This window comes from Cupriavidus phytohabitans (assembly GCF_017815025.1).
Classification (GTDB): Bacteria; Pseudomonadota; Gammaproteobacteria; order Burkholderiales; family Burkholderiaceae; genus Cupriavidus.
The window spans coordinates 65438-89748 of the sequence record NZ_JAGIQB010000020.1; the positions used below are offsets into that span (position 1 = coordinate 65438).

Consider the following 24311-nt stretch of genomic DNA (forward strand, 5'->3'; position numbering starts at 1 on the left):
CTCTTGGTTCGGGTATCGGTTCAAAGGTTTACGGTCAGGCATGCGCGGTGCGATGTGCCGGCGGCAGCGCCGGGGTCCATTCGTCGCCGAAGACTTCCGGCTCGGCAAAGGCCTGCAGCGCGGCGTAGTGCAGTTCGACGTCTTCCTGGTACAGCAGCGCGGCGATGCCCTGGCCGAGCCGGCGCGCGCCGTCGCTGATCGCCGGGATATCGCCGGAAATGGTGCCGTGGGACAGCGCCGCCGGGTAGCAGAAGCAGTGGATGCGCGACAGGCCCGGGCACGCGCCCTGGGTCTTTTCCTGGAATTCAAACGCTTCGCCCAAGTCTGGCGAGTCGGACAGCTCGCGGTCTTCCTGGCCTGCCGGCGGCACATAACGGTCGCGCCAGTAGCGGATATGCGGGGCAAAGGCGGCAAATTCCGCCCGGGTTTCCAGGTCGATGCGGAAGCCCGTCGAGAAGATCAGGAAATCGAGTTCGTACGTGCCGCGCGGCGTCCCGATGTGCAGCACATCGCCACACACTTCGACCGATTCCAGCGCCGCGCCCAGATTGAAATGCGCATTGGCGTGGCGCGACACCCGTAGCGTGCTGCCGCGCGGCGGCGGCACCTGCTCGGTGTTGATGTAATTTCGCAGCCGCCATTTCCAGGCATCCGGGAGGCCATAGTGGCCGTGGGTCAGCCCCGGGTTGCCGGCGTCCTTGCTCTTGTTGACGCGCGGGATGTCCTGGCGCCGCACCAGCAGCTCGACGCTGGCCGCGCCGGCTTCGAGCGCGGTGGCGGCGCTGTCCATCGCCGACGCGCCGGCGCCGACCACGCCCACGCGCTTGCCGCGCAGCGTGGCGTAATCCATCTCGTCGGACGAGTGCGCCCACAGGTGGCGCGGCAGCGCCCCCGCCAGCGGCGGCACGTAGGCGCCGCCGAGGCCGTCACGCCCCGTCGCCAGTACCACACGGCGCGCGAGGACAGTCAGCGGGCCTTCGGAGGACTGCATCGACAGTGACACCAGGCCATCGGCGCGCGGCACGATCTGTTCGACACGGTGCTCGTTGCGGATATCGAGGTCCAGTACCTGTCGATACCAGCGCAGGTAGTCCATCCATTGCAGGCGCGGAATCTTGTCCAGCGCCTGCCAGGCGGCCTCGCCGAACTGCGCCTCGAACCAGGCGCGGAAGGTCAGCGCCGGCAGGCCCAGCGCGGGGCCGGTCAGCTGCTTGGGCGAACGCAGGGTTTCCATGCGCGCCGTGGTGGCCCATGGGCCTTCGAAACCAGCCGGCGCGCGGTCAAAGGCGCGCACGCGGATGCCAAGGTGCGCCAGCGTGGCGCTGGCCGCCAGGCCGGCCATGCCGGCGCCGATCACGGCGACATCGAGCACGTCATGGCCGCCGTGGGTACGCGGCATGGTCCACGGCCTGGCGGGCAGGTCCAGCCAGGACAAGTCCTGGCGCAGGCGTGCCTCGAGTCCGGGCAGGCCGGCGGGGGTGGGAGTGGTGCGGTCAGTCATGGCTGGGAAGATCGGTGTCCGGTGAAAACATGTCGGTGCCGGCGCCGGTGTCGCCGTACAGCGATTGCAGCAGTGCGCCGTGCTCGGCCGGGTCGCGCATCAGCAGGTCGGGCAGCAGCGCCGCGGCGGCATCGGCCACCGCCTGCACCAGCGCCAGCACCGCGGTGCTGGCCGGGCGCGCCTGCGGCGTGATGACGCCGAAGTAGAACGGGATATCCGCGTCGATCGGGCGCACCGCGATGTCGGCCAGCGGCAGCCCGCGCGCGGTCACGGGCTCCAGCAGCGCAATGCCAAGGCCGGCGCGGACCAAAGTCAGCGCGTTGATCGAGGTGTTGGTGTCGATCACCCCGGCCGCGGGCACGCCCGCACTGGCCAGCGCCCGGTCCACACGGCGGCGTAGCCGGTAGGGGTTCTGCATGGTGACGATGCGGCGCGCGCGGCAATCCCGCAGCGAGATCGACGCTCGCGCCGCGAGCGGATCGTCGCCGCGCACCGCCGCCACGCATGCCGACTGGCCGATCCAGTGCACGTTCACGCCGCGGTGTTCCAGCGGCAGGCTGTTCAGCCCGATGTCTGCGGCGCCGGTCAGCACGGCATGCACGACCTGTTCCGGCGATACGCCTTGCACGGCCACCCGTTCCGGCGCGCACAGGCCGCGTTCGAAGGCCAGCGCCAGCGCGGGCGGCAGCAGGCCGGCGGCCAGTGCCGGGGTGGCCGCGATGCGCAGTGGCCGGCCGTCGCCGCGCGCCAGCGCCGCAGCCCGGTTGCGGATCTGCTGCATGCCAGCCAGCGTCTGCTCGACCTCGTCGTAGAGCAGGAAGCCCTGTTCCGTCGGACTGACGCGCGGGCCGCTGCGGGTGAACAGCGCAAAGCCGAGTTCGGCCTCCAGCTCCTGGATCAGGCGCGTGATGGCCGGCTGCGAGCGGCCGAGCAGGCGGCCCGCGGCGGTAACGCTGCCGGTGGTCACGACGGCGGCGAAAGCTTCCAGTTGCCGGATTTCCATTGGCGTTGGCGATGTATGTGTAATCTGGATTCTGACGGGTTCATCATGCAAATGGCAAATACTATTTCGGGATAAGGCTATGCCACCGCTATGATGTAGAGATGCCGGGCGCACACCGGCCCTACCAAAAGGACGGATGTGTTGGCCTGGCTCAGTGGCCTCAGTGGCAATCGGCAGATCCATGAAAAACCCACGCTGTGGCGTGTGGTCCTATGGATGCTTGCTGCAGCACTTGTCGGGGCGGAGCCCGCGCAGGCCGCCGACACATTGCGCGTCGGCTCCAAGCGCTTTACCGAGTCCTACATCCTTGGCGAACTGCTGACGCAGGCCGCCGGCCCGCGCGGCACCGCGCAGCACCAGCAAGGGCTGGGCAATACCGCGATCGTGTTCGAGGCGCTCAAGGCCGGCAGCATCGACCTCTATCCCGACTACACCGGCACGCTCGCCGCGGAGATCCTGAAGCTGCCGCCAGGCGCCGGACTGGACGCCATCCAGCGGGCGCTGGCCCCGCTGGGATTGGGTGCCGCGATGCCGCTCGGCTTCGAAAACACTTACGCACTGGCCGTCTCCGACACCCGCCCGCCCAACCTGCGTCGGCTCAGCGACCTGGCCGCGCAGCCGCGGCTGCGGCTGGGCCTGTCGCACGAATTCCTCGGCCGGGCGGACGGCTGGCCCGGTCTTGCCAGCCGCTATCGCCTGCCGCAGCAGCCGGTCGGGCTGGACCACGGCGTTGCCTATGAGGCGCTGGCAGCGGGGCAGGTGGATGCGATCGACATTTATTCGACCGACGCCAAGATCCTCAAGTACCGGCTGCGCGTGCTGGAGGATGACCGGCGCTATTTCCCGCGCTATGACGCGGTGGTGGTGTACCGGCTGGACGTGCCGCAGCGCTTCCCGCAGGCGTGGCAGGCGCTGCAGCGCTTGTCGGGCCGCATCAGCGCGGCTGACATGGTGGCGATGAACGCCGCGGCGGAGATCGACCGCAAGCCGTTCGATGTCGTCGCGCGAGAGTTTCTGGCGCGTGGCTCGAACCCCGGCACGGAACCGGGCGCGGCGCCGGCGTCCGCAGCCGCGGCGGCGGGCAGCAGCGATCGCCGCCTGCTCAGCGCGCTGCTTGGTCCCGACACCAACCGGCTGGCGCGGCGCCACGTCGGCCTGGTGGCCGGCGCGGTCGGCGCTGCCACGCTGGCCGGCGTGCCGCTGGGCATCCTGGCCGCGCGCCGCCGGCGCACCGGGCAAGTGGTGCTGGGCGCCGTCAGCGTGCTGCAGACCGTGCCGTCGCTGGCCTTGCTGGCGATGCTGATCCCGTTGCTGGGCCGCATCGGCGTGTGGCCCGCGCTGGTCGCGCTGTTCCTGTATGCGCTGCTGCCAATCGTGCGCAACACCGCCACCGGGCTGGAGCAGGTGCCGCCGGGCATGCGCGACGCGGCCCGCGCGCTCGGGCTGCGTGGCGGCCAGGTCCTGCGCTACGTGGAACTGCCGCTGGCGCTGCCGGTGCTGCTGGCCGGCGTCAAGACCGCCGCCATCATCAGCGTGGGTACGGCCACGATCGCGGCCTTCGTCGGCGCCGGCGGCTTTGGCGAGCGTATCGCCACCGGGCTGGCGCTCAACGACACCACGCTGCTGCTTGCCGGCGCGATTCCGGCCGCGCTGCTGGCGCTCGCCGTGCAGGCCGCGTTCGAGACGCTCGAATGGGCGCTGCGCCGCCACCGCGACACGCGCTGACAGCGTTCAGGCGGACTGTTGCGCGATCAGCTGCCCAAGCGAGGCGATTGCCGCCTCCGCTTCGTCGTTCCACAAATGCCCATAGTTGAGCCGGATGCAGTTGCGGTAGCCCTGCCGCGCCGAGAAGATCGGCCCCGGCGCCAGTCCGATGCCGGCCTCCAGCGCGGCATGGTGCAGCGCCAGCGCATCGAATCCGGGCGCGAACTCGACCCACAGGAAATATCCGCCATCCGGCCGCGATACGCGCACGCCCTCGGGGAAATGCCGTCCGATGGCGTCGAGCATCTGGCCCTGCTGCATTTCCAGCACATGGCGCAGGCGGCGCAGGTGCTTGTCATAGCCGCCGTGCTGCAGGTACTCGGCCAGCGCCACCTGGGTGGGCACGCCGGCCGAGAGCGTGGTCATCAGCTTGAGCCGCTGGATCGCCTCGCCGAAGCGGCCCGGCGCCACCCAGCCGATGCGGAAGCCCGGCGACAGCGTCTTCGAGAACGAACTGCAGTGCATTACCAGCCCCTGCGTATCGAAGGCCTTGGCCGGCAGCGGGCAGCGGTTGCCGAAATAAAGCTCGCCATAGACATCGTCCTCGATCAGCGGCACCTGATGGCGTGCGAGCAGCGCCACCAGCGCCTTCTTCTTGTCCTCCGACATGCTGGCGCCGAGCGGATTCTGGAACTGCGTCATGAACCAGCAGGCCTTGACCGGGTGGCGCGACAGCGCGTTGTCGAGCGCGCCCAGGTCGATGCCCTCGGCCGGATCGACCGGGATCTCCAGTGCCTTGAGGCGCAGCCGTTCCAGCGCCTGCAGCGCGGCGTAGAAGCCCGGCGATTCGATCGCAACCACATCGCCCGGCTGGGTCACGGCCATCAGGCACAGGTTCAGCGCCTCCAGCGCGCCGTTGGTGACGACCAGGTCCTCGGCCGGCTGCGGCGCGCCCGCGCCGAGGTAGCGCAGTGCAATCTGCCGCCGCAGCGCCGCGTTGCCGGGCGGCAGGTCGTTGACCGAATGCCACGGATCGAGCGCACGTCCGGCCCGCGCCAGCGACTTGCCCAGCCGCTCCCACGGGAACAGTTCGGGCGACGGGAACGCCGAGCCGAACTGCACCAGCTTGCGGTCGCGCGCGCCCTCCAGCACCGCGAACACCAGCTTGGAAATGTCGACCTGGGTCGAGGCCTGCCGCGACGGCCGGGCCTGCGGCTGCGGCAGGTCGCGCCGCGCCGCCCCGGCGACGTAGTAGCCCGAACGCTCGCGCGCGCGCACGAGGCCGCGCTCTTCCAGCCGGTAGTAGGCCTGAAACGCGGTGGAAGGGCTGACGCCGTATTGCGCCACGGTCTTGCGGATCGATGGCAGGCGGGTGCCGGGCGGCAGGCTGCCGTTGCGGATATCGGCGGCCAGGGTTTCGGCGAGGGCTTCGTACCGTTTCATGGGGCGCTGGCGGGGGCGGGGTGCGTCGCGCCATTATCGCCCCGGCCCGGCAACTGATACGTAAATTTTCCGGGTATCTGATGCTGTTATGGCTGGCGGGTGGCCGCCATAATCGCTTGTCGTCGCCAAAGGCTTTTCGTGCAAGGAGAGACCATGAACCCGTTGAGGCTGCTGCGGACCGTGCTGTGGGGCTTCCTTGGCCTGCGCAAGGGCCAGGAACACCAGCGCGACCTGGAGAACCTGCGCCCCGTGCCGCTGATCCTGACCGGCGTGGCCGTGGCCGCCGGGCTGGTGGCCTGCCTGGTGCTGGCCGCCAACTGGGCCGTGTCGAGCGCGTCGGCGGCGAGCGCCGTGCCGGCCATGACGATAGCCTGAGCAGCGGCGTCGCGTTACATTCCCATCACAACAACAAGCTGATCGACCCCATGTCTTGCCCGACCGGGCGGCGTCGCGCCGCCGCTTTGCTGCCGGTGCGACGGCTGCCCTGGCTGCCCTGGCTGTGGCTTTCCCTGGCGCTGCTGGTTGCCGGCCCGCTCCGTCCGGCGCTGGCCGCGGGCACCCCCGAGGCGCAGCAGGTCGAACGCGGCCGCTATCTCGCGCGCATCGGCAACTGCGCCGCATGCCATACCGCCGAAGGCGGCAAGCCGTTTGCCGGCGGGTTGCTGATCCGCACCGCCGTCGGCACCCTCCACTCGACCAATATCACTCCCGACGCCGCCAACGGAATCGGCGCCTATACGCTGGCCGAGTTTGACCGCGCGCTGCGCCAGGGCGTGGCGCGCGACGGCAGGCGCCTCTATCCGGCCATGCCGTACCCCTCCTACGCCCGCATGCGTGCCGACGATGTGGCCGCGCTGTATGCCTACCTGCGCGCGGAGGTCGTGCCGGTGGCGCAGCGCAACCCGGCGCCGCAGTTGCGCTTTCCGTACGGCATGCGCTCGCTGCTATCGGTGTGGAACCTGCTGTTTCTCGATGATGACCCGGTTCGCATCGAGCCCGCGCGCGGCGACGCTTGGAACCGGGGCGCCTACCTGGTGCAGGCGGTGGCCCACTGCGGTGCCTGCCACACACCGCGCGGCCGGTTGTTTGCCGAGAAAGGCCTGGACGAGCGCAGCCGCCACTTCCTGTCCGGCGCCAGCGTGGAAGGCTGGTCGGCGACCAACCTGACCGGCGACCAGGTCACCGGCCTCGGCGCATGGTCGCGCACGGACATTGCCGAGTTCCTGCGCACCGGGCGCAACGGGCACGCGACCTCGTTCGGACCAATGTCCACTGTCATTTCCACCGCCACGCAATACATGAGTCAGGGCGACCTCGATGCCGTGGCGGCCTACCTCAAGTCGCTGCCCGGCGCGCGCGGCGAGGACAAGCCGTTCCGCCCCGATCCGGCCACCGCGCAGCAACTGCACCAGGGCCGCTTCGACCTGCCGGGCGCACGCCAGTATGCGGTGTTCTGCATGCCGTGCCATGGCGCAGATGGCAAGGGCTTTGCACGCGTGTTCCCGCCGCTGGCAGGCAACCCGACCGTGGCCGATCCCGATCCGGCGTCGCTGGTCAACCTGCTGCTCGATGGCGCCGTGACCGCGCGCGTCGGCACCGCCGCCACCGACTACCACATGCCCGGCTACGGCTGGACGCTGGACGACCAGGAACTGGCCAGCGTGCTGACTTTCATCCGGCGCGGCTGGGGCAACCGTGCCGGCCCGGTGACCGAAGCCGACGTGGCCGCGCGGCGCAAGGCCCTGGCGACACAGCCCTGAGACGAAGCGCCCCGGCACGCACCGCATTTTGATGAGCATCCGATGACGATCACGCGCAGAGACTTCCTCAACGGCACGGCGCTGACCATTGCCGCCGGGCTGACACCGGCGCAATGGCTGCACGCGCAGCAGGTCGGGGCGGCAAGCACCGGCTATCCGCCGGCCCTGACCGGGCTGCGCGGCAACCATGCCGGCACTTATACGCTGGCCCACGGCCTGGCGCGCGAGGGTGCCAAGTATCCCGTGGTGCTGGCGCGCGAGGCCTTTGACCTGGTCGTGGTCGGCGGCGGGCTGAGCGGACTGTCGGCGGCGTGGTTCTACCGGCGCCGTTTCGGCGCCGCCCGGCGCATCCTGATCCTCGACAACCACGACGACTTCGGCGGCCACGCCAAGCGCAACGAATTCACCGTCCGCGGCCAGCGGCTGGTCACCTATGGGGGCAGCGCCGAGATGCCGCCCGGCGCGGCCAGCGACACCGCCATGCGCGAGCTGCTGGCCGGCATCGGCCTCGATCCCGCGCGTGCGCCGGCCGCGCCGCCGTCCGACCCTTATGCCGCGCAGGGCATGGGCCGTGCCGTGTTTTTCGATGCCGAGCATTTCGGCCGCGACCAGTGGATCGGCGGCGATCCGTTCGGCGAGCTGGCCGATGCGCGCAATGGCCTGCGCGCGCAGGGTCCCGACGCCGCGGGCCTGCAGCGCTTTCTCGAGCAGGCGCCGCTACCCGCGGCGGACCGCGCCGCGCTGGCCCGACTGGCGGCCGGCACCACCGACTACCTGCCCGGGCTCGACGGCGCCGCACGCGCCGCTGCACTGCGCACCATGCGCTACGCCGCCTTCCTGCGCGACAAGGCCGGCCTCGGCCTGCCGGCGCTGCGTTTCCTGCGCAGCCGCAGCAACGATGCCTATGCGCTCGATGCCGACGGCATATCGGTGGCCGATGCGACCGCGATCGGGCTGCCCGTCGGCGCCAACATGCCCGCGCCGGCGCCGAACCCCCGGCTGGGCAAGTCTCCGGCCTCGCGCCTGTGGTTCCCGGACGGGAATGCCTCGCTGGCGCGGCTGCTGGTGCACAGCCTGGTTCCCGGCGTGGCGTCGATTGCCACCCCCGCCGACGTGGCCGCCGCCGCGTTCGACTACAGCCGGCTGGACCGCGACGGCGCGCCGGTGCGGCTGCGGCTGAACAGCACCGCGATCGCGGTCGAGCCCGATGGCAACATCACTCGCGTGACCTACGGCTGGCGCGGCAACCTGCACCGTGTCGAAGCGCGCCACGTGGTGCTGGCCGGCTACAACATGATGATCCCGTACCTGCTGCCGTCGCTGCCGGTGGCACAGAAGGCGGTCCTGCGCGACGAGGCCAAGGCTCCGCTGGTCTACACCAAGGTGGCGCTCGATAACTGGCAGGCCTTCGCCGCGCTGCGCGCGCGGCGCATTCACGCGCCAGCCATGACGTACACCGACCTGTGGCTGGAGCCGCCCGCGGGATCTCGCCCGTCCGACCCGGCGGTGCTGCACATGCTTTATGTGCCTACCGTGCCCGACAGCGGCATGCGCGCGCGCGACCGCTTCCGAGCCGGCCGGGCCTTCCTGCTCGGGACGCCCTTCGAGGCGCTGGAGCGCGACATCCGCGCGCAGCTGGACCGGATGCTGGGGCAGGCCGGCTTCAGCGCCAGCAAAGTGATCCGCGGCATCACGGTGAACCGCTGGGCGCACGGCTACAGCTATATGCCGGACAGCGTGGCCGGCGAGAACGTGGCGGCCGACGCGGCCTGGCCGAATCTGGCCGGGGTTGGCAACATCAGCATTGCCAACAGCGACAATGCCGGCAGCCCGTCGGTGACGGCGGCGGTCAGCCAGGGCAAGCGGGCGGTGGAGCGGCTGCCGGAGTAAGAGGGCGGCGGAGGGCGGCGGCCGGCTGATGCGCGCGCGGTCAGTCGTCGCGCCGGGTCGTCAGGGCCTCGATCTCGTCGTCCTTGGACTGCCACTGATGCGCCAGCCAGTGGTGGAATTCCGTGCGGAACGCCTTGTCGGTGGTGTAGTCGGCCTCGCAGAACGCCGGTGGCACCTCCAGCTGGTGCATGCGCACCACCACCATGCCGGCGCGGCCGCATGCCAGGTCCCAGAAGCTCGGTATGCCGTCGGGATAGGCGATGGTCACGTCGATCATCGAGCGAAAGCGCGTTCCCATCGCATTCAGCGCCACCGCCAGTCCACCCGCCTTGGGCTTGAGCAGGTGACGATACGGCGACGCCTGCGCGGCGCGCTTGGCCTCGCTGAAGCGCGTGCCCTCGGCAAACACCATCACGCTGGTGGGCACCAGCGAGAATTTCTCGCACGCGCGCCGCGCCGTTTCCTGGTCCTGGCGCCGCAGCGCCGGATTGCGGCGCAGTTCTGTCTTGCCATGGCGCTTCATGAACGGAAAGTCCAGCGCCCACCACGCCAGCCCGATCACCGGCACATAGATCAGCTGCTGCTTCAGGAAGAACTTCAGCAAAGGGATGCGGCGGTTCAGCGCGCGCTGCAGCACAAAGATATCGGCCCAAGACTGGTGGTTGCAGTTGACCAGGTACCAGTCCGCGTAGCGCAGCCCGGTGTTGCCCTGGACATCCCACGGCGCCTGCTGGATGCGCGCGAACCAGCCGGCATTCCAGGAGATCCACCCCGTGGCAATGCCGTTGAGCACCGGATCGATGCGCCGGCGGACCGCGGCGAACGGCAGCACCAGCTTCAGCAGCGCCAGCGGGAACAGCAACAAGCACCAGAACAGGGTGCTGGCAATCAGCACGATCCAGCTGACGATGCCGGTGATCCAAGAAAGACGCCCGCGCGGCAAGGGCAGGGGGCGATGGGACCTGGGCGAGGCGCTGGATTGGCCAGCGTTGCCGGCACGGGGCGTGCCGGATGGCGAGGTAGGAAAAGTCATGGACGACAGTTTGCTAGCGCTCGGCAGATAAGGGCTTGAGCAGAGTCAAGGCGGGCACTACGAACATGGAATCGCACGGTTCAGTGCGGCGGCAGTGCCTAGTGTACGACAGGAAGCGGATCCGGAATGGCCCCGGAGGCACCTGCATCGCCGGGGCAAACCGGATCAGGCTGCGCCTTGCTGAAGACGCAAACCAACGCCGGCGGGAGCGTCTATGCTTTGATAATGGGCATGCCGGACGCAATGCGGGGCTACGCTGGCACCACGGCCCTGCATACGCTCCCCGCCACGCACAACGGTATGGCGGTGACGGCATGAAGCGCGTTTACGCCCTGATCGCGGCCAGCACGATGCTGGCTGCCTGCGTTTCGACGGGCGTCGACGTCCGGCAGGAGCACCTGGAGAACTTCCTGCTCGACTTCTCCACGCTCGACGACGTGACCGCGCAGCTGGGCAAGCCGACCTCGCAGACGACGCTCAGCAACGGCTCGACCATCCTGGTCTATTCCTTTGCTAGCTCCCGGCCGCATCCCGAGAGTTTTATCCCCTTCATCGGGCCGTTGTTTGCCGGCGGGTCCATCAAGTCGTCGATGGTGCTGCTTGAGTTCGACGAGAACGGCGTACTCAGGAGCCAGCGCAGGACCATGTCGACCAGCGCGTCGGGGTTAAGCGTGTTGCCGGCGGATGGGTTGCCTTAAGGGCGTCCTGCATTTCCTGCGGCAGAGGCGAAATATCAGCGTCCGCGGCGCCAGTAGCCGTTGGCAATCCCTTCTATGACATCTGCGCCCAAGAGCCTGATGCGTGGTGGCGCGTAATGAACCCGATTCAGGCCAGCGCGTGCATTGCTTGCCGCCGGGACATGGCCGTCGGCTCGGGCGGGCCGCCGCGGTACCCCGCCGCAAACACCATCCGCCCCGCCGACCACGTATGGGTGACCATTGGCTGGCCGGCCACGCTGGCTACGGCGATCACGTCGGCGCGCAGGCCCGGCGCCAGCCGGCCCCGGTCGCGCAGCAGGCAGGCTTCCGCGGGGTTTGCCGTCACCAGCGCGAGCGCTTCATTCAGCGGCAGTTCGGCCTGCCGGGCGGCGGCATAGGCCGCTGCAATCAGCGTTGACGGCTGGTAGTCCGAGCACAGGATGGTGCCGACGCCGGCGTGGATGGCGTCGATGGCGCGCATCGAGCCGCTCTGGCTCTTGCCGCGCAGCACGTTGGGTGCGCCCAGGATGGTCGGCAGTGCCTGTGCGCACGCGGCTTGCGCGGTCTCCAGGTTGATCGGGAACTCGCTCATGCGCACGCCCAGCGCCTGCATGGCGGCGATGCGCTGCGGCGAATCGTCGTCATGGCTGGCCGTGGGGATGCCGAGGCGGTGCGCCTGTGCCACCAGCCGGTTGACGCGTTCATGCGCGCCGTCCAGCGCGGCAGCTTTCTTGTCGGCGGCGTCGGCGGCTTCCTCGCGGGTCATGCCGTGGTTGCCGATCATGTAGGCGAGGTAGGCGTCCAGCGTCTTGAACTGGCCCTGGCCCGGCGAGTGGTCCATCACCGACAGCAGGTCGACCACATCCTCGGCCATCAGCTTTTCCAGCACCGGCACGGCGCTGGCATCGGTCACTTCATAGCGGCAGTGGATGCGGTTGTCGACCAGGCTATGGCTGCGGAACGCGGCCACGGCGCGCACCAGCGTGGCGGCGGTGTCGACGTTGCGCACGCCGAAGTGGTTGCCGGCAAAGGAGAGCGCATGGTACGGCGTGGTGATGCCGGCCGCGGCGTTGCGGCGGTCGACCTGTGCCACGGCGAAATCCAGCGGGAACAGCACGTTGGCACGCGGTTCCACCTCTTTCTCGATGGCATCGCAATGCACGTCGATCAGCCCGGGCATCACGGTGTGGCCGCGCAGGCCGATCACGTCGGCGTTTGCAGGCGCGGCAGACGGTTCGATGGCGGCGATATGGCCGTCCTCGATCAGCAGCGCGCTGTCGTGCAGCACACGGTCGGGCAGTACCAGGGTGGCGTGCGTCAGGTAGGTTGCGGTCATGTCCGGCTCCGTTGTTCTGGACAGTTACTGGCAGTTGGGGGCGAGGGCAGTGGCGGGCTGCAGCGGCAGCAGGCGCGTGGCCACGGCATCGCGTACCGCCTCGTCGTGGAAGATGCCGATCAGCGCGCGGCCGTCGGCCAGTGCTTCGCGGATCAGCTCGACCACGACCGCGCGGTTGTCGGCATCGAGCGAGGCGGTCGGCTCGTCGAGCAGCAGGATCGGGTGCCCGCCGATCAGGCCGCGGGCGATGTTGACGCGCTGCTGCTCGCCGCCGGAGAACGTTGCCGGTGGCAGTTCCCACAGCCGGCGCGGCAGGTTGAGCCGTTCCAGCAGCACCTCGGCGCGCGCGCGCGCTTCTTCATGGCTGGTGCCGCGCTGCTGCAGCGGATCGGCCACCACGTCCAGCGCCGACACGCGCGGGATCGCGCGCAGGAACTGGCTGACATAGCCGATCACGTCGCGGCGCAGCTTCAGCACGCGCTGTTCGGGGGCGCTGTTCAGTTCGACCCACGGCTCGCCGTCGGCGCTGGTGTCGCGCAGGCGGATGCTGCCTTCGGTGGCCAGGTAATTGCCATAGAGGCAGCGCAGCAGCGTGCTCTTGCCGGTGCCGGAAGGGCCCGACAGCACCAGGCATTCGCCGCGCGCGGCGTCGAAATCGATCGCGTTCAGCACCGGCAGGCGGATGCCGCCCTGGTTGTGCAGCGTAAACATCTTGCCGAGGCCGCGCACCTCAACCAGCTTCTTCAGCTTCTGTGCATTGTCTGCTTGCATTGTTGTCAGCCTTGCAGGATGGAAGAGACCAGCAGCTGGGTGTAGGGGTGCTGCGGGTCGTCGAAAATCTGGTCGGTCAGGCCTTGCTCGACCACGCGGCCGCCCTGCATCACCAGCGTGCGGTGCGCCAGCAGGCGCGCGACGGCGAGGTCGTGCGTGACCAGCACGGCGGCCAGGCCGAGATCGGAGACCAGCCGGCGCAGCAGATCGAGCAGGCGCGCCTGCACCGAGACATCGAGCGACGCGGTGGGCTCGTCCATGAACACCAGCCGTGGATGCGTGACCAGGTTGCGCGCGATCTGCAGGCGCTGCTGCATGCCGCCGGAGAACGTGCCGGGGACATCGTCGAGGCGGGCCAGGTCGATCTCCATTTTTTCCAGCCAGCTGCCGGCGACTTCGCGCAGGTTGCCGTAGTGGCGCTCGCCCACCGCCATCAGGCGCTCGGCGATATTGGCGCCCGCGCTGACCTGCATGCGCAGGCCGTCGCGGGCATGCTGGCGCACGAAGCCCCAGTCGGTGCGTGCCAGCAGCCGCATGCGTGCGCTCGACAGCGTGGCCAGGTCGGTCAGGCCGGACTCGCGCATGTCGTAGCTGACGCTGCCGCGCTGCGGCGGCGCCTGCATCGACAAGGCCTGCAGCAGCGTGCTCTTGCCCGAGCCGGATTCGCCGACCACGCACAGCACTTCGCCGGGATAGAGGTCGAAGCTGACGTCATGGCAGCCATGCAGGCCGTCCCAGGTGCGCGTCAGGTTGCGCACCGACAGCAGCGGGGTCGTGCTCATCGTGCACCTCCCGCGGCGTGCTTGACCGCTTGCCCGGCCTGGCGGTCGGCGCAGTACTCGGTGTCCGAGCAGACGAACATGCGCGTGCCCGCATCGTCGGTGATGATCTCGTCCAGGTAGCTGTCGGTGGCGCCGCATTGCGCGCAGCAGCTCGTCCACTTCTCGACCGTGAACGGATGGTCGGCGAAATCCAGGCTCTTTACCGAGGTGTACGGCGGCACGGCATAGACGCGCTTCTCGCGCCCTGCGCCGAACAGCATCAGCGCGGGGCTGCGGTCGAGCTTGGGGTTGTCGAACTTGGGAATCGGCGACGGCCGCATCATATAGCGCTGGTTGACGATCACGGGATAGTCGTAGGTGGTGGCGATATGCCCGTGATGGGCGATGTCTTCATAGAGCTTCACGTGCATCGCGCCGTACTCGGACAGCGCATGCATGGTGCGGGTCTCGGTCTCGCTCGGCTCCAGCCAGCGCAGCGGCTCGGGGATCGGCACCTGGAACACCATGGTCTGGCCCGCGCGCAGCGGCGTTTCCGGAATGCGGTGGCGGGTCTGGATGATGGTCGCCTCGGCGGTGCGCTCGGTGGTCTGCACGCCGGTCACGCGGCCGAAGAAGCGGCGGATATTGATGGCGTTGGTGGTGTCGTCGGAACCCTGGTCGATCACCTTGAGCATGTCGGGCTTGCCAATGATGGCGGCGGTGACCTGGATGCCGCCCGTGCCCCAGCCGTAGGGCAGCGGCATTTCGCGGCTGCCGAACGGGACCTGGTAGCCGGGGATCGCCACGGCCTTGAGCAGGGCGCGGCGCAGCATGCGCTTGGTCGATTCGTCGAGGTAACCGAAGTTGTAGTGCTCGTCGCGGGCGATGCCCGTGGCGGCGGATGCGTTCGCGGCGGTCATGCCAGCGTCTCCTCTTGCGGCCGGGGCTGTGGATGCGATGCGGGTTGCATGGGTTGCATGGATTGCGAATCGGCCGGCGCGGCGGCGGCATTCGTGCCTTCCTGTTCGCCCCGCAGGCGACGCAGCAGTTCCAGGTTGGCCTGGAAGTCGACGTAGTGCGGCAGCTTCAGGTGCTGCACGAAGCCGGAGGCCTCGACATTGTCGCTGTGGTACAGCATGAATTCGATATCGTTGGCCGGGGCGTCGCCGGCCTCGCCGAGTTCGGCGGCGCGCATGGCGCGGTCGGTCAGCGCCATCGACATCGCCTTGCGCTCGTTGTAGCCGAACACCAGGCCGTAGCCACGCGTGAAGCGCGGCGCTTCGTCGGCGTTGCCGGTGAACTGGCTGACCATCTGGCATTCGGTCAGCTCGATTTCGCCGATCGACACGGCGAAGCCGAGTTCCTCGACGAACAGCTCGACCTCGGCGCTGCCAAAGCGGATTTCCGCCGCGAACGGATGCGAGTTGCCATAGCCGCGCTGCGTCGAATAACCCATCGACAGCAGGAAGCCTTCATCGGCGCGCGCCAGGTTCTGCAGGCGCGCGGCGCGGCTGGCCGGAAAGGTCAGCGGTTCGCGCGTCAGGTCGGGCGGGGCGGGGTCGCCGGCAGTGATCTCGTCGGCTTCGACCAGTTGTTCCGCCTCCAGCAGGCCGGTCACGCGCGGCATGCTGGCGGGCAGCGGCTCGGCCGAAGGCGGCAGCGGTGCGGGATCGCGGCCGGCTTCGAGCGAAAAGTCCAGCAGGCGCTGCGTGTAGTCGTAGGTCGGCCCGAGTACCTGCCCGCCGGGGACGTCCTTGAACGTCGACGAAATCCGGCGCTGCAGGCGCATCGCGCCGGTATCGACCGGCACGGTATAGCCAAAACGCGCCAGCGTGGTCCGGTACGCGCGCAGCAGGAACACTGCCTCGATCTGGTCGCCGGCGGCCTGCTTCAGCGCCAGCGCGGCCAGGTGCGGGTCGTACAGCGAGCCCTCGGCCATCACGCGCGACACCGCCAGCGGCATCTGCTCGCGGATCTGCGCCAGCGTCAGCTCGGGCAGTGCGGTGTCGCCGCGGCGATAGGCGTCGAGCATCTGGTAGGAATTCAGGATGGCACGTTCGCCACCTTTGACGGCTACATACATATCAGGCCTCCATCTGCGTGGTGCGCGTCAGCGCGCAGAACCGGTCGCCGCTGGCGAGCAGCAGGTCGACGCCCAGCGGAAAGCGGTCGTTGTTGGCGCGCCAGGCGCCGCGGAAGTCGGCCTCCAGGCCGGCCACGCGCAGCGTCTGCGTGTGTTCGATACCGGGGCCGCGCAGCGTGAAGATGTCGCCGTCGCCGAGCGACGCGACTTCCACCAGCAGCGTGGCCGAACGGTCCGGGAACGCGGGCTCGCCCTGCGCGCAGTCGGCCAGCGCCGGCATGGCGTGGCCGGCGGGCACGCATACAAAGGTGGCGGCGCGCAGGTCGTCGGTCAGCGGGCAGCCGCAATGGAAGCGCAGGAAAGCGCGCGCGGCGGCGGGTACGCCCGCCGGCAGCCACACCGGGGTGTCGGGATCAGCCAGCGTCAGGAGCAGCGCGGCAAGCGCCGGCGACAGGCCGTCAGGCAGGCCGGTGGTCGCGGGCAGTGACTGGACTTGTCCGGGATGGGCAAAGGCATGCAGCGTGGCGCGGAAAACCTGCTGGGCGTCGTCGACCGGGTTGTCGAAGCCCGGCACCAGCGAAGTGGCGGCGGAAGGCATCGGGGTGGCGGATGTCCTGGTGGAAATCATGTCAGTCCTCTCCCCGGACCATGGTGAAGAACTCCACGCGCGTTTGCGCGGCGGTAGCTGCCTGCTGCGCCGCCCGAGCGGCATGGGCATCGGCCAATGGCGCCAGCACGGCGTCGTGCACGCGCTGGTGCCAGGCCGGCCGCTGCAGCAGCGCGTCCAGCACCGCCGCCTGCTGCGCGTGTTGCGTGCTGCGGCCCTGCACATAGGCGACGCCTACCGTGCCGCCGGCAGCGCCGTCATCCAGCACGATGGCGCAGCGCGTGACCGTAATTTCGCCGAGGTTGAACTGCGCTCCGGTGCCGCCGGCACGCGCGCGCACCATCGCCATGCCGGATTCAGGCTTGCGCAGCAGGCGCCACGCGGGCAGGGCCGCTGCCTGGCCCAGCCGGGCATAGGCAGCATCGAGCGCCTCGGTTGGCGCCATTGCCAATATCCGCAGCCACGCAGCGCGGGCCGGGTTCGCATCGGTCATTGCCGGACCGGCGGTTTCGCTTTGCATCATCACCCCTATACGTCTATACGTTTAGATGTCACAACGTGAACACGCCGCTACTAGACCACAGGCAGATGAACGTTTCATGACGCTGCCCGGCATTAGTCGGGCTCCCTGCCATGCCGGCATAACTCGGGCACAATCGCATGGCACCAATGAACGCTTGATGACAAGAGGGCAGGATGTCTGATCGGGAAGTAGAACGGGGTTCCGGCGTGGCCGTGTGGCGCCAGATCGGCGAGGCGCTGGCGGATGACATCCGCAACAAGCTGTACCAGCCCGGCGAGCAGCTGCCGCCGGAGCCGGAGCTGGCGACACGCTTTGCCGTGAACCGGCACACCATCCGGCGCGCCATGGGTGAACTGGAGCTGAGCGGACTGGTGCGCATCGAGCAGGGCCGCGGCACCTTCGTGCAGGAGCATGCGATCGACTACGCGATCGGGCGGCGCACGCGCTTTTCGCAGAACCTGGCCGCGCAGGGCATGCGCGGACATATCGAGATCATCGGCTGCCAGGAACTGCGCGCGGCGGAGATCGCGCGCCACCTGGGCCTGGCGCGCACGGCGCCGGTGCTGCACGTGCAGATGCTCGGGCGGGCAGAGGCGCGCATCATCGACGTTGCCGAGCATTATTTCGATCCGAAGCGCTTTCCTGGCATCGAGGAGGCGCTGCGCGCGCAGCAGTCGGTGTCGCGTGCGCTCGCGCAGTTCGGCATCGCTGACTACACGCGCAAGTGGTCGCGCATTACCGCCGCGATGCCGAGCGCCCCGGTGGCACGGCTGCTGAATCAGCCCAAGACGCGGCCGGTGCTGCAGGTGGAGGCGCTCAATGTCGATATCGATGGCGTTCCCGTGCAGTACAGCGTGACGCGCTTTGCCGGGGACTGGGTGCAGCTGACGGTGTCGGACAGCGACTGAGGCGCATCGAGGCCGCGCGCATTGGTCTAGACATCTGTTTGTCATTTGTCCGCGCTAACGTGCATGTCCATGCATACGATCATTCCTACCCAAGCGCCGCAGCTGAGCGGCATCACGGGGCGCCGCGTGCTTGGTGCGGCGGGCCTGGGGCCGGCTACGCTTGGCTGGCGCGATGGCACTGTCGCCCAGCATGCGCCTGCATCCGGCTTATGGCTTGACGCGGGCGACCTGCTGGTGCTGCCCGGCATCGTCGATATCCATGGCGATGCATTCGAGCGCGCCGTCATGCCGCGCCCGGGCGTCAGTTTTCCGTATGCGGGTGCGCTGCTCGACATGGACCGCCAGCTGCTCGCAAACGGCATCACCACCGAGTTCCATGGCGTGACCCTGTCGTGGGAGGGCGGGCTGCGCGGCGAAGCCTATGCGCTGCGCATGTTCGAAGCGCTCGCGCAGCTGCGCCCCATGCTTGGCGCCGAGCACAAGGTGCATCTGCGCTTCGAGGCATTCCACCTCGCCGGCGTCGATACCGCGCTCGCCTGGATCGCCGATGGGCGCATTGGCCTGCTCGCCATCAACGACCATTTGCCGATGATGGCGCGCCGCATGGCCGACGAAGGCAAGCTGCGGCAGTACGCCGAACGCGCAGAGTGCGACGTCGAGACCTTCCGCCGGCGCCTGCGTGCGGCCAGCGCCAATGCGCAGGAAGTGCCGGAGGCGATGGCGCGCCTGATCGCCGCCGCGCGCGCGGCCGGCCTGCCGGTGGCTTCGCATGACGACCCGGACGTGGTTACGCGCCAGCACTACCACCGCCGCGGCTGCCGTATCGCCGAGTTTCCGCTGACCATCGACGCCGCCACGCTGGCGCGCCAGCTGGGCGACGACATCGTGTTCGGCGCGCCCAACGTGGTGCGCGGCACCAGCCACACCGGCGCGCCCAATGCGACCGAGATGGTGGCCGCCGGCCTGTGCACGGTGCTCGCTTCCGACTACTACTACCCGGCGCCGCTGCAGGCGGCGCTGCGCCTGGCGCAATTGGGCGTGCTCGATCTGCAGGGCGCGTGGCACCTCGTGTCGCGCAATCCTGCGCGTGCCGCCGGACTGCGCGATCGCGGCACGCTGGCAGCGGGCCTGCGCGCCGACGCGATCCTGGTCGACGACAGGCAGCCCGGTGCGCCGCGCGTCTGCGCCACCATCGTCAATGGCGAACTGAAGCATGCCGCGGCGATGCCGCCGCTGGTCGATCTTGCCGACGCCGGTACACTGGCGGCATGACCATGCATGCTCACCGTTACGCGATCTACCTGGCGCCGGGCGAGCCGTTCCGTGCCTTCGGCAGCCAGTGGCTTGGCCGCGATGCCGATACCGGTGCGGCCATGCCCATGCCGTCCGGGTTCACGGCGCCGCCCTTAGAGCGGGTGCGGGCGCCGGCCCACTATGGCCTGCATGCCACGCTGAAGCCGCCGTTCCGGCTTGCCGCCGGCACCGACGGCGCGCAGCTCGACGCCGCGGCACGAGAATTTGCGCGCGGCCGCGAAGCGTTCGACGCGCCGCTGGCGTTGCGCTCGCTGCGGGGCTTTGTCGCATGGTGCCTGGCCGAAGCGTCACTGCCGATGCAGGCGCTGGCCGATGCCAGCGTGGTGGCATTCGAGCGCTTCCGGGCGCCGCCGGCCCAGGCCGAACTGGCACGACGCAGGCCGGAGCAGCTGAGCGCGGCACAGCGCCGCATGCTCGATGCCTGGGGCTATCCGTACGTGTTCGAGACCTTTGTCTTCCATATCACGCTGACCGGCATGCTCGATGCCGCCAGCGAGGCTGCCGCGCTGGCACGGCTGTCGGCGGATAGCGGCAAGCTGCTGGAAACGCCGCTGCATGTCGATGGCATCAGCGTATTCGTGCAGCCGCGCGCTGGCGACGACTTTATCGTCGGTCGCCACTATGGCTTCGATGGCAGTATCAACGATGGCGCCGGCGCGGCGTACCTGGACGCATGAGTACGGGAATCAAGTCTGACGGCAGTGGCCTGTTCTACGTAATGGGGCCGTCCGGCAGCGGCAAGGATTCGCTGCTGCGCGCGCTGCGCGAGCGGTTGGGGCTCGACGATCGCGTCGTGGTGGCGCATCGCTATATCACGCGCGAGGCCGATGCCAATGAAGCATCGGTGGCCCTTAGTCCCGATGAGTTCCAGCGCCGCCAGGCGCTTGGATGCCTGGCGCTGAACTGGCACAGCCATGGGCTGCACTATGGGATTGGGGTCGAGATCGAGCAGTGGCTGGCTGCAGGATTGACGGTGATCGTCAATGGATCGCGGGAGTACCTGCCGCAGGCGGTGGCGCGATATCCGAAGCTTTGCGCTATCCATGTACGGGTCAAGCCGGAGGTGCTGGCGGCGCGGTTGCGTCAGCGTGGGCGTGAGTCAGATGAGTCGATCGCGCGGCGGCTGGTGCGTGCGGGGCAGGTGTTTGATGTTCCGGATGGCTGCATGCTGGTGGAGATCGATAACAGTGGGGCGTTGCGGGCGTCGGCGGATGCTTTGGCGCGGGTGGTGGGGGTGGGGGATGTGTAGCTGAGCTTTTGTTGCCGTTGTCGCTGGTGGTGGCATGCTGTCGGCTGTTTAAGCGGCCGCTGTCGCCGTTGATGACATGCTGTCGGCTGTTGAACCGCCTGATTCCGCCCTCCTGGGCGGGTCACTTTTTGCCCGAGCGGCAAAAAGTAACCAAAAAGCGCGTTTACGGCCCTGCGGGCGGCCACTCTTATCGTAGTGGGCCGCGGCTCTCGTACGGGGTCTGGCTTCGTCGCAGAGCAAGACTGCCTGACGCCTTGGTGCGCCACGGTGGCTCGGGATTGACGCGATGTTTGAACGAGCCCAGAGCTGTGGGTGGCCCCTGCTGCTGGCGGCATGGTAGGAACGCCTACGGCTGCGCTGCGCGCCGGCCCTAGGGCAGCGCAACCGCCCACGTCCTCGTCCGGCTTCAGGCCCGAAGACACTCACGACGGCGCTGTGCGAGCGCAGCGACGCACTCCGTGCCGGAGCCCCCGACCTACGATACTGAGCGCGCGCAGCGCAGCCGTAGGCGTCCTCGCGTTGACGCCGGCAGCAGGCGGCCTACGCCCGGCATGGGGATCGTTCAATAGTGGATCGACGCAGCCTCTATCCCAAACTCACCTGGCGTAGCAGGTTCGAACCACTAGCCACATCGAACGGAATCACCACCGCCCGAACCACTCACACCGCCAACTTGATAGCCAGCCGCTCAGGCGACGCGTTTTTTGGTTACTTTTTGCCGCTCGGGCAAAAAGTGACCCGCCCAGGAGGGCGGAACCAGGCGCGTCAACGGCCGACAGCATGTCACCAGCCGCGACAGCCGCGCTCAAAGCCCAACACTAAAACTAACCCCATGCTCAACAAATCCCAACCCCCGATAAAACCGATGCGCCTGCAGCCTCCGCGCATTTGACGACAGCGCCAGCTTTCCAGCCCCAGCCTCCCGCGCCAGCCGCATGGCCTCCCGCATCATCGCCTTGCCCACACCCATGCCGCGCGCGTGCGGCGCCACCACGACGGCTTCGACGATGGCCTCAGGCCGCCCGTCGTGAACCATCACAGGAAACACCAGCAGGCTGAAGGTGCCAAGCGGTATCCCGTCAGCATCCACCATCATGTAGCAACGATAGTCCGGATAGCGCCGCATGGTCGCATACCGCTCGCGCATCGTTTCCAGCGACAGCGGCGGCTCATCATCCATGGCGGCAAGCAGCGCCGACAGGTGCCGCAATTCGGCGTCGGAACCACGCACCTCGCGTAGCGCCAGCACGGCTTCGGCCGTTCCCTGCGATCCGTTCATGCCATTCACAAAGGAGCGCGCGCGCAGCGCGCGGCGATAGCGAGATAGTGTGCCAGCGGTGGCGTGGCCATGTCGACCACCTTGGCCAGGTCGTCGTAGCGGCGCAGGCGCACCGCGGCGTCGGCATGGGCGCTGGCGGCAAACGCCTCGGCGCGGGCTGCGTCATAGGGCCCGCCCTGCAACGCGAGGCTCTGCACCGAAGCGGGCGACAGTGTGTCGAAGTAGGAGCGGTCGACCGCGCACAGGTAGCGCTTGGCGGCGACGTGCAGCCGCGCGGGCTCGGTGACATCCTCGCCGAACAGCGCGGCGAGCGCGTCGGCGGCGGCCTCCTGGTGGCGCATGTCGGTGGTGGTGCTTTCGGCCAGCATCAGGTGGCCGATGTCGTGCAGCAGGGCCGCCACGACCAGCGCATCGGGCTCGCCGGCCTGTTCGGCCAATTGCGCGCACTGCAGCGCATGGGCGGTCTGGCTGATGGATTCACCGCCATACCATTCGGTGCCATGGCTGGCGAAGAGGGCTTCGATGCGTTCGATCGTCAGCATGTCGCTCACACCAACACCTTGCGGATCTGCGCGGAAATAATGTCGATGGCCGACACAAACAGGATGATGATGAGCATCACCGCACAGGTCTGCCCATACTGGAAGCTCCGGATGATTTCCCACAGCACGGAGCCGATGCCGCCGGCGCCGACGATGCCCACCACCGACGCCGAACGCACGTTCGACTCGAAGCGGTACAGCGCAAACGACAGCCACAGCGGCAGCACCTGCGGAATCACGCCATAGACGATCTCTTCGACCGGGCTGGCGCCGGTGGCGCGCACGCCTTCAACCGGCCGCGGGTCGATTGCCTCGACCGCTTCCGCAAACAGCTTGGCAAGCACGCCGGTAGTGTGGATCCAGATTGCCAGCACGCCAGCGAACGGCCCCAGCCCGACGGCGACGATGAACAGCATCGCGAACACCATCTCATTGATGGCCCGGCAGGCGTCCATGACGCGGCGCGCCGGCTGGTAGATCCACGCCGGCACGATATTGGCCGAGCACAGCAACCCCAGCGGCACCGCCATCGCGACCGCCATGGCGGTACCCCACAGCGCGATCTGCACGGTGACGAGCATTTCGTCCAGGTAGTGACGCCAGTCGCGGAAATCAGGCGGGAAGAATTCCGCGGCGAATTTCGCCATGTTGTCGGAATCGCGCAGCAGGTCCAGCGGGCGCATGTCGGCGCCTTGCCAGGACAGGCCGAGCAAGGCCAGTACGACCGCCCAGGTCAGCATCATGGCAAGGGACGTGCGCGGCGGCCTGACAGGGTTTCGAGACGACGGGGGCAGGCCGGGCGTGGCAGTGGCGGTCATGGGCAATCCGGATTGAAGCAGGGAGTGAGGAAATGGCACGGGGCCGGCGACAGGCCGGCCCCGTGCAAGGCGCAGCTTACTGCGCGGTGGTGGCCGCGGCGGCCTTGTCCAGCTCGGCCAGGCGGCGCGAGACGTCGGCCAGGCGCTTGTCCTTGTCGGCAGCGGCCAGCGTGGTGTCGGTCTCGATCTTGGCCTTTTCGCGGGCCAGCTCGATCTGGCGGATCGGCACCAGCTGCGCATCGCTGGAGGGGCGGAAGCCCTGGTAGGTCAGCGCGGCCAGCACCTGCTTCTCGCGTGCGGCGTCGGCGCCCTTGCCGTAGTTGACGAAGAAGGTCTGGATCTTCTTCTTCAACTCAGGCGACAGGTCCTTGCGGTAGACCATCGGGTCGGCCGGGATCAGCGGCGACTTCCACAGCACGCGCACCTGGTCAAAGGGATTCTTGCCCGTGTTGATGCGGTAGCGTTCCATGTTTTCGGTGTTGTTCACCGCCACGTCCACCTGCTTGTTCAGCACCGACAGCAGGTTGGCTTCATGGTTGCCGATGCGCACGGCCTTGAACAGCGTCTTCGGATCGACCTTGTTGGCGGTCCACAGGTAGTAGCCCGGCACCGCGGTGCCCGAGGTCGAATTGGGATCGCCGGCGCAGTAGCTCAGCTCCTTGCCGCGCTTGATCACGTCCCCGACGCTCTTCAGGTCGCTGTCCTTGTTGATGATCAGCAGAGACCAGTAACCCGGGTTGCCGTCCTTGTCGATCACCGAGGCGAACACTTCGCCGCTGGCGCGGTCCACCGCTTCCATGGCGGACTTGTTGCCGAACCAGGCGATCTGGACCTTGTTGAAGCGCATGCCTTCGATGATGCCCGCATAGTCCGAGGCGAAGAACGGCTTGACCGTGACGCCCAGCGTCTTGCTGAGATCGTCGATCAGCGGCTGCCAGGCGGCCTTCAGGTTCGACGACGATTCCGTCGAGATAAAGCCGATGTTCAGGCTCTTGGCGTCCTGGGCAAAGGCGGGCAGGGCCGGCAGGGCGACGAGGCCGGAAGCAACGACGGCGACAAAGGTTCTGCGAAGCATGGACAACTCCGAT

The 24311-nt window shown here is 68.5% G+C and carries 24 protein-coding genes; 9 read left to right on the forward strand and 15 right to left on the reverse strand.

The window, feature by feature from the left end:
* Window positions 1-34: 34 nt before the first annotated feature.
* Both J8I34_RS15890 and J8I34_RS15895 read right to left on the reverse strand, forming a co-directional pair.
* Entirely contained in the window at window positions 35-1501 is a 1467-nt protein-coding gene (locus tag J8I34_RS15890) for an FAD-dependent oxidoreductase (protein ID WP_209806412.1), read from the reverse strand.
* Window positions 1494-2504, reverse strand: coding sequence for a LysR family transcriptional regulator (locus J8I34_RS15895; protein ID WP_209806413.1), 1011 nt, complete (start codon window positions 2502-2504; stop codon window positions 1494-1496). The genes J8I34_RS15890 and J8I34_RS15895 overlap by 8 nt, the downstream gene beginning before the upstream one ends.
* A 216-nt stretch (window positions 2505-2720) precedes the next feature.
* On the opposite strand from J8I34_RS15895, the gene J8I34_RS15900 reads away from it, so the two are divergent.
* Window positions 2721-4229 (forward strand): glycine betaine ABC transporter substrate-binding protein, encoded by a 1509-nt coding sequence (locus J8I34_RS15900; protein WP_209806414.1) that lies wholly within the window; start codon window positions 2721-2723, stop codon window positions 4227-4229.
* A gap of 6 nt (window positions 4230-4235) precedes the next feature.
* Here the strand turns inward: J8I34_RS15900 and J8I34_RS15905 are convergent, their stop codons facing one another.
* Complete coding sequence (locus tag J8I34_RS15905; RefSeq protein ID WP_209776018.1) at window positions 4236-5651, reverse strand: aminotransferase-like domain-containing protein; 1416 nt, start codon at window positions 5649-5651, stop codon at window positions 4236-4238.
* 153 nt (window positions 5652-5804) lie between these two features.
* Between J8I34_RS15905 and J8I34_RS15910 the strand changes: the two genes are divergently transcribed.
* The 3 genes from J8I34_RS15910 to J8I34_RS15920 are packed head-to-tail and all read left to right on the forward strand — an operon-like array spanning window position 5805 to window position 9301.
* Window positions 5805-6026, forward strand: a complete 222-nt coding sequence (locus J8I34_RS15910; RefSeq protein ID WP_209806415.1) for a DUF2970 domain-containing protein — start codon at window positions 5805-5807, stop codon at window positions 6024-6026.
* Window positions 6027-6076: 50 nt separating this feature from the next.
* Window positions 6077-7411, forward strand: a complete 1335-nt coding sequence (locus J8I34_RS15915; RefSeq protein WP_245175952.1) for a cytochrome c — start codon at window positions 6077-6079, stop codon at window positions 7409-7411.
* 42 nt (window positions 7412-7453) lie between these two features.
* The gene (locus tag J8I34_RS15920) at window positions 7454-9301 is read left to right on the forward strand and encodes an NAD(P)/FAD-dependent oxidoreductase (RefSeq protein WP_209806416.1); all 1848 of its coding nucleotides are present in this window, start codon (window positions 7454-7456) and stop codon (window positions 9299-9301) included.
* 40 nt (window positions 9302-9341) lie between these two features.
* Here the strand turns inward: J8I34_RS15920 and yihG are convergent, their stop codons facing one another.
* Window positions 9342-10244, reverse strand: coding sequence for a 1-acylglycerol-3-phosphate O-acyltransferase, YihG family (gene yihG / locus J8I34_RS15925; protein ID WP_245175958.1), 903 nt, complete (start codon window positions 10242-10244; stop codon window positions 9342-9344).
* A gap of 404 nt (window positions 10245-10648) precedes the next feature.
* On the opposite strand from yihG, the gene J8I34_RS15930 reads away from it, so the two are divergent.
* A complete protein-coding gene (locus tag J8I34_RS15930; protein ID WP_029048242.1) occupies window positions 10649-11032 on the forward strand; it encodes an META domain-containing protein in 384 nt (127 codons plus the stop codon).
* Between the two features lie 127 nt (window positions 11033-11159).
* Here the strand turns inward: J8I34_RS15930 and J8I34_RS15935 are convergent, their stop codons facing one another.
* The 7 genes from J8I34_RS15935 to phnG are packed head-to-tail and all read right to left on the reverse strand — an operon-like array spanning window position 11160 to window position 17113.
* Complete coding sequence (locus J8I34_RS15935; RefSeq protein WP_209806418.1) at window positions 11160-12368, reverse strand: alpha-D-ribose 1-methylphosphonate 5-triphosphate diphosphatase; 1209 nt, start codon at window positions 12366-12368, stop codon at window positions 11160-11162.
* A gap of 24 nt (window positions 12369-12392) precedes the next feature.
* Window positions 12393-13139 (reverse strand): phosphonate C-P lyase system protein PhnL, encoded by a 747-nt coding sequence (phnL, locus tag J8I34_RS15940; protein ID WP_209806419.1) that lies wholly within the window; start codon window positions 13137-13139, stop codon window positions 12393-12395.
* Between the two features lie 5 nt (window positions 13140-13144).
* Window positions 13145-13921, reverse strand: a complete 777-nt coding sequence (gene phnK, locus J8I34_RS15945; RefSeq protein ID WP_209806420.1) for a phosphonate C-P lyase system protein PhnK — start codon at window positions 13919-13921, stop codon at window positions 13145-13147.
* Window positions 13918-14820 (reverse strand): alpha-D-ribose 1-methylphosphonate 5-phosphate C-P-lyase PhnJ, encoded by a 903-nt coding sequence (locus J8I34_RS15950; RefSeq protein ID WP_029048246.1) that lies wholly within the window; start codon window positions 14818-14820, stop codon window positions 13918-13920. Before J8I34_RS15950 ends, phnK begins: the two co-directional genes overlap by 4 nt.
* Window positions 14817-15983, reverse strand: a complete 1167-nt coding sequence (locus tag J8I34_RS15955; protein ID WP_209806421.1) for a carbon-phosphorus lyase complex subunit — start codon at window positions 15981-15983, stop codon at window positions 14817-14819. Before J8I34_RS15955 ends, J8I34_RS15950 begins: the two co-directional genes overlap by 4 nt.
* A gap of 1 nt (window position 15984) precedes the next feature.
* A complete protein-coding gene (phnH, locus tag J8I34_RS15960; protein WP_209776011.1) occupies window positions 15985-16611 on the reverse strand; it encodes a phosphonate C-P lyase system protein PhnH in 627 nt (208 codons plus the stop codon).
* Between the two features lies 1 nt (window position 16612).
* On the reverse strand, window positions 16613-17113 hold the full coding sequence (gene phnG, locus J8I34_RS15965) for a phosphonate C-P lyase system protein PhnG (protein ID WP_209776010.1): 501 nt from the start codon (window positions 17111-17113) through the stop codon (window positions 16613-16615).
* Between the two features lie 173 nt (window positions 17114-17286).
* Between phnG and phnF the strand changes: the two genes are divergently transcribed.
* From phnF to phnN, 4 genes are all read left to right on the forward strand, one after another.
* Complete coding sequence (gene phnF / locus J8I34_RS15970; protein ID WP_209806422.1) at window positions 17287-18021, forward strand: phosphonate metabolism transcriptional regulator PhnF; 735 nt, start codon at window positions 17287-17289, stop codon at window positions 18019-18021.
* Window positions 18022-18090: 69 nt separating this feature from the next.
* Window positions 18091-19293 carry an alpha-D-ribose 1-methylphosphonate 5-triphosphate diphosphatase gene (locus tag J8I34_RS15975; RefSeq protein ID WP_209806423.1) on the forward strand — a complete coding sequence of 401 codons (1203 nt, stop codon included), beginning with the start codon at window positions 18091-18093 and terminating at the stop codon, window positions 19291-19293.
* Window positions 19290-20012, forward strand: a complete 723-nt coding sequence (locus tag J8I34_RS15980) for a DUF1045 domain-containing protein (protein WP_209806424.1) — start codon at window positions 19290-19292, stop codon at window positions 20010-20012. The genes J8I34_RS15975 and J8I34_RS15980 overlap by 4 nt, the downstream gene beginning before the upstream one ends.
* On the forward strand, window positions 20009-20584 hold the full coding sequence (gene phnN / locus J8I34_RS15985; RefSeq protein ID WP_209806425.1) for a phosphonate metabolism protein/1,5-bisphosphokinase (PRPP-forming) PhnN: 576 nt from the start codon (window positions 20009-20011) through the stop codon (window positions 20582-20584). The genes J8I34_RS15980 and phnN overlap by 4 nt, the downstream gene beginning before the upstream one ends.
* A gap of 805 nt (window positions 20585-21389) precedes the next feature.
* Here phnN and J8I34_RS15990 read toward each other — a convergent pair.
* From J8I34_RS15990 to phnD, 4 genes are all read right to left on the reverse strand, one after another.
* A complete protein-coding gene (locus J8I34_RS15990) occupies window positions 21390-21863 on the reverse strand; it encodes a GNAT family N-acetyltransferase (protein ID WP_029049295.1) in 474 nt (157 codons plus the stop codon).
* Between the two features lie 5 nt (window positions 21864-21868).
* Window positions 21869-22405 carry a phosphonate degradation HD-domain oxygenase gene (locus J8I34_RS15995; protein ID WP_209806426.1) on the reverse strand — a complete coding sequence of 179 codons (537 nt, stop codon included), beginning with the start codon at window positions 22403-22405 and terminating at the stop codon, window positions 21869-21871.
* Window positions 22406-22410: 5 nt separating this feature from the next.
* A complete protein-coding gene (gene phnE / locus J8I34_RS16000; RefSeq protein ID WP_029049297.1) occupies window positions 22411-23223 on the reverse strand; it encodes a phosphonate ABC transporter, permease protein PhnE in 813 nt (270 codons plus the stop codon).
* 76 nt (window positions 23224-23299) lie between these two features.
* Entirely contained in the window at window positions 23300-24298 is a 999-nt protein-coding gene (gene phnD / locus J8I34_RS16005) for a phosphonate ABC transporter substrate-binding protein (protein WP_209806427.1), read from the reverse strand.
* Window positions 24299-24311: the final 13 nt, after the last annotated feature.

Coding starts and splice junctions, on each gene's coding strand:
- phnD (WP_209806427.1), bottom strand. CDS start 24,298: ATGCTTCGCAGAACCTTTGTCGCCGTCGTTGCTTCCGGCCTCGTCGCC.
- phnL (WP_209806419.1), bottom strand. CDS start 13,139: ATGCAAGCAGACAATGCACAGAAGCTGAAGAAGCTGGTTGAGGTGCGC.
- J8I34_RS15915 (WP_245175952.1), top strand. CDS start 6,077: ATGTCTTGCCCGACCGGGCGGCGTCGCGCCGCCGCTTTGCTGCCGGTG.
- phnN (WP_209806425.1), top strand. CDS start 20,009: ATGAGTACGGGAATCAAGTCTGACGGCAGTGGCCTGTTCTACGTAATG.
- J8I34_RS15890 (WP_209806412.1), bottom strand. CDS start 1,501: ATGACTGACCGCACCACTCCCACCCCCGCCGGCCTGCCCGGACTCGAG.
- phnE (WP_029049297.1), bottom strand. CDS start 23,223: ATGACCGCCACTGCCACGCCCGGCCTGCCCCCGTCGTCTCGAAACCCT.
- J8I34_RS15920 (WP_209806416.1), top strand. CDS start 7,454: ATGACGATCACGCGCAGAGACTTCCTCAACGGCACGGCGCTGACCATT.
- phnF (WP_209806422.1), top strand. CDS start 17,287: ATGTCTGATCGGGAAGTAGAACGGGGTTCCGGCGTGGCCGTGTGGCGC.
- J8I34_RS15950 (WP_029048246.1), bottom strand. CDS start 14,820: ATGACCGCCGCGAACGCATCCGCCGCCACGGGCATCGCCCGCGACGAG.
- J8I34_RS15975 (WP_209806423.1), top strand. CDS start 18,091: ATGCATACGATCATTCCTACCCAAGCGCCGCAGCTGAGCGGCATCACG.
- phnH (WP_209776011.1), bottom strand. CDS start 16,611: ATGATTTCCACCAGGACATCCGCCACCCCGATGCCTTCCGCCGCCACT.
- J8I34_RS15905 (WP_209776018.1), bottom strand. CDS start 5,651: ATGAAACGGTACGAAGCCCTCGCCGAAACCCTGGCCGCCGATATCCGC.
- phnG (WP_209776010.1), bottom strand. CDS start 17,113: ATGATGCAAAGCGAAACCGCCGGTCCGGCAATGACCGATGCGAACCCG.
- J8I34_RS15955 (WP_209806421.1), bottom strand. CDS start 15,983: ATGTATGTAGCCGTCAAAGGTGGCGAACGTGCCATCCTGAATTCCTAC.
- J8I34_RS15900 (WP_209806414.1), top strand. CDS start 2,721: ATGCTTGCTGCAGCACTTGTCGGGGCGGAGCCCGCGCAGGCCGCCGAC.
- J8I34_RS15910 (WP_209806415.1), top strand. CDS start 5,805: ATGAACCCGTTGAGGCTGCTGCGGACCGTGCTGTGGGGCTTCCTTGGC.
- J8I34_RS15930 (WP_029048242.1), top strand. CDS start 10,649: ATGAAGCGCGTTTACGCCCTGATCGCGGCCAGCACGATGCTGGCTGCC.
- J8I34_RS15980 (WP_209806424.1), top strand. CDS start 19,290: ATGACCATGCATGCTCACCGTTACGCGATCTACCTGGCGCCGGGCGAG.
- J8I34_RS15995 (WP_209806426.1), bottom strand. CDS start 22,405: ATGCTGACGATCGAACGCATCGAAGCCCTCTTCGCCAGCCATGGCACC.
- J8I34_RS15935 (WP_209806418.1), bottom strand. CDS start 12,368: ATGACCGCAACCTACCTGACGCACGCCACCCTGGTACTGCCCGACCGT.
- J8I34_RS15990 (WP_029049295.1), bottom strand. CDS start 21,863: ATGAACGGATCGCAGGGAACGGCCGAAGCCGTGCTGGCGCTACGCGAG.
- phnK (WP_209806420.1), bottom strand. CDS start 13,921: ATGAGCACGACCCCGCTGCTGTCGGTGCGCAACCTGACGCGCACCTGG.
- J8I34_RS15895 (WP_209806413.1), bottom strand. CDS start 2,504: ATGGAAATCCGGCAACTGGAAGCTTTCGCCGCCGTCGTGACCACCGGC.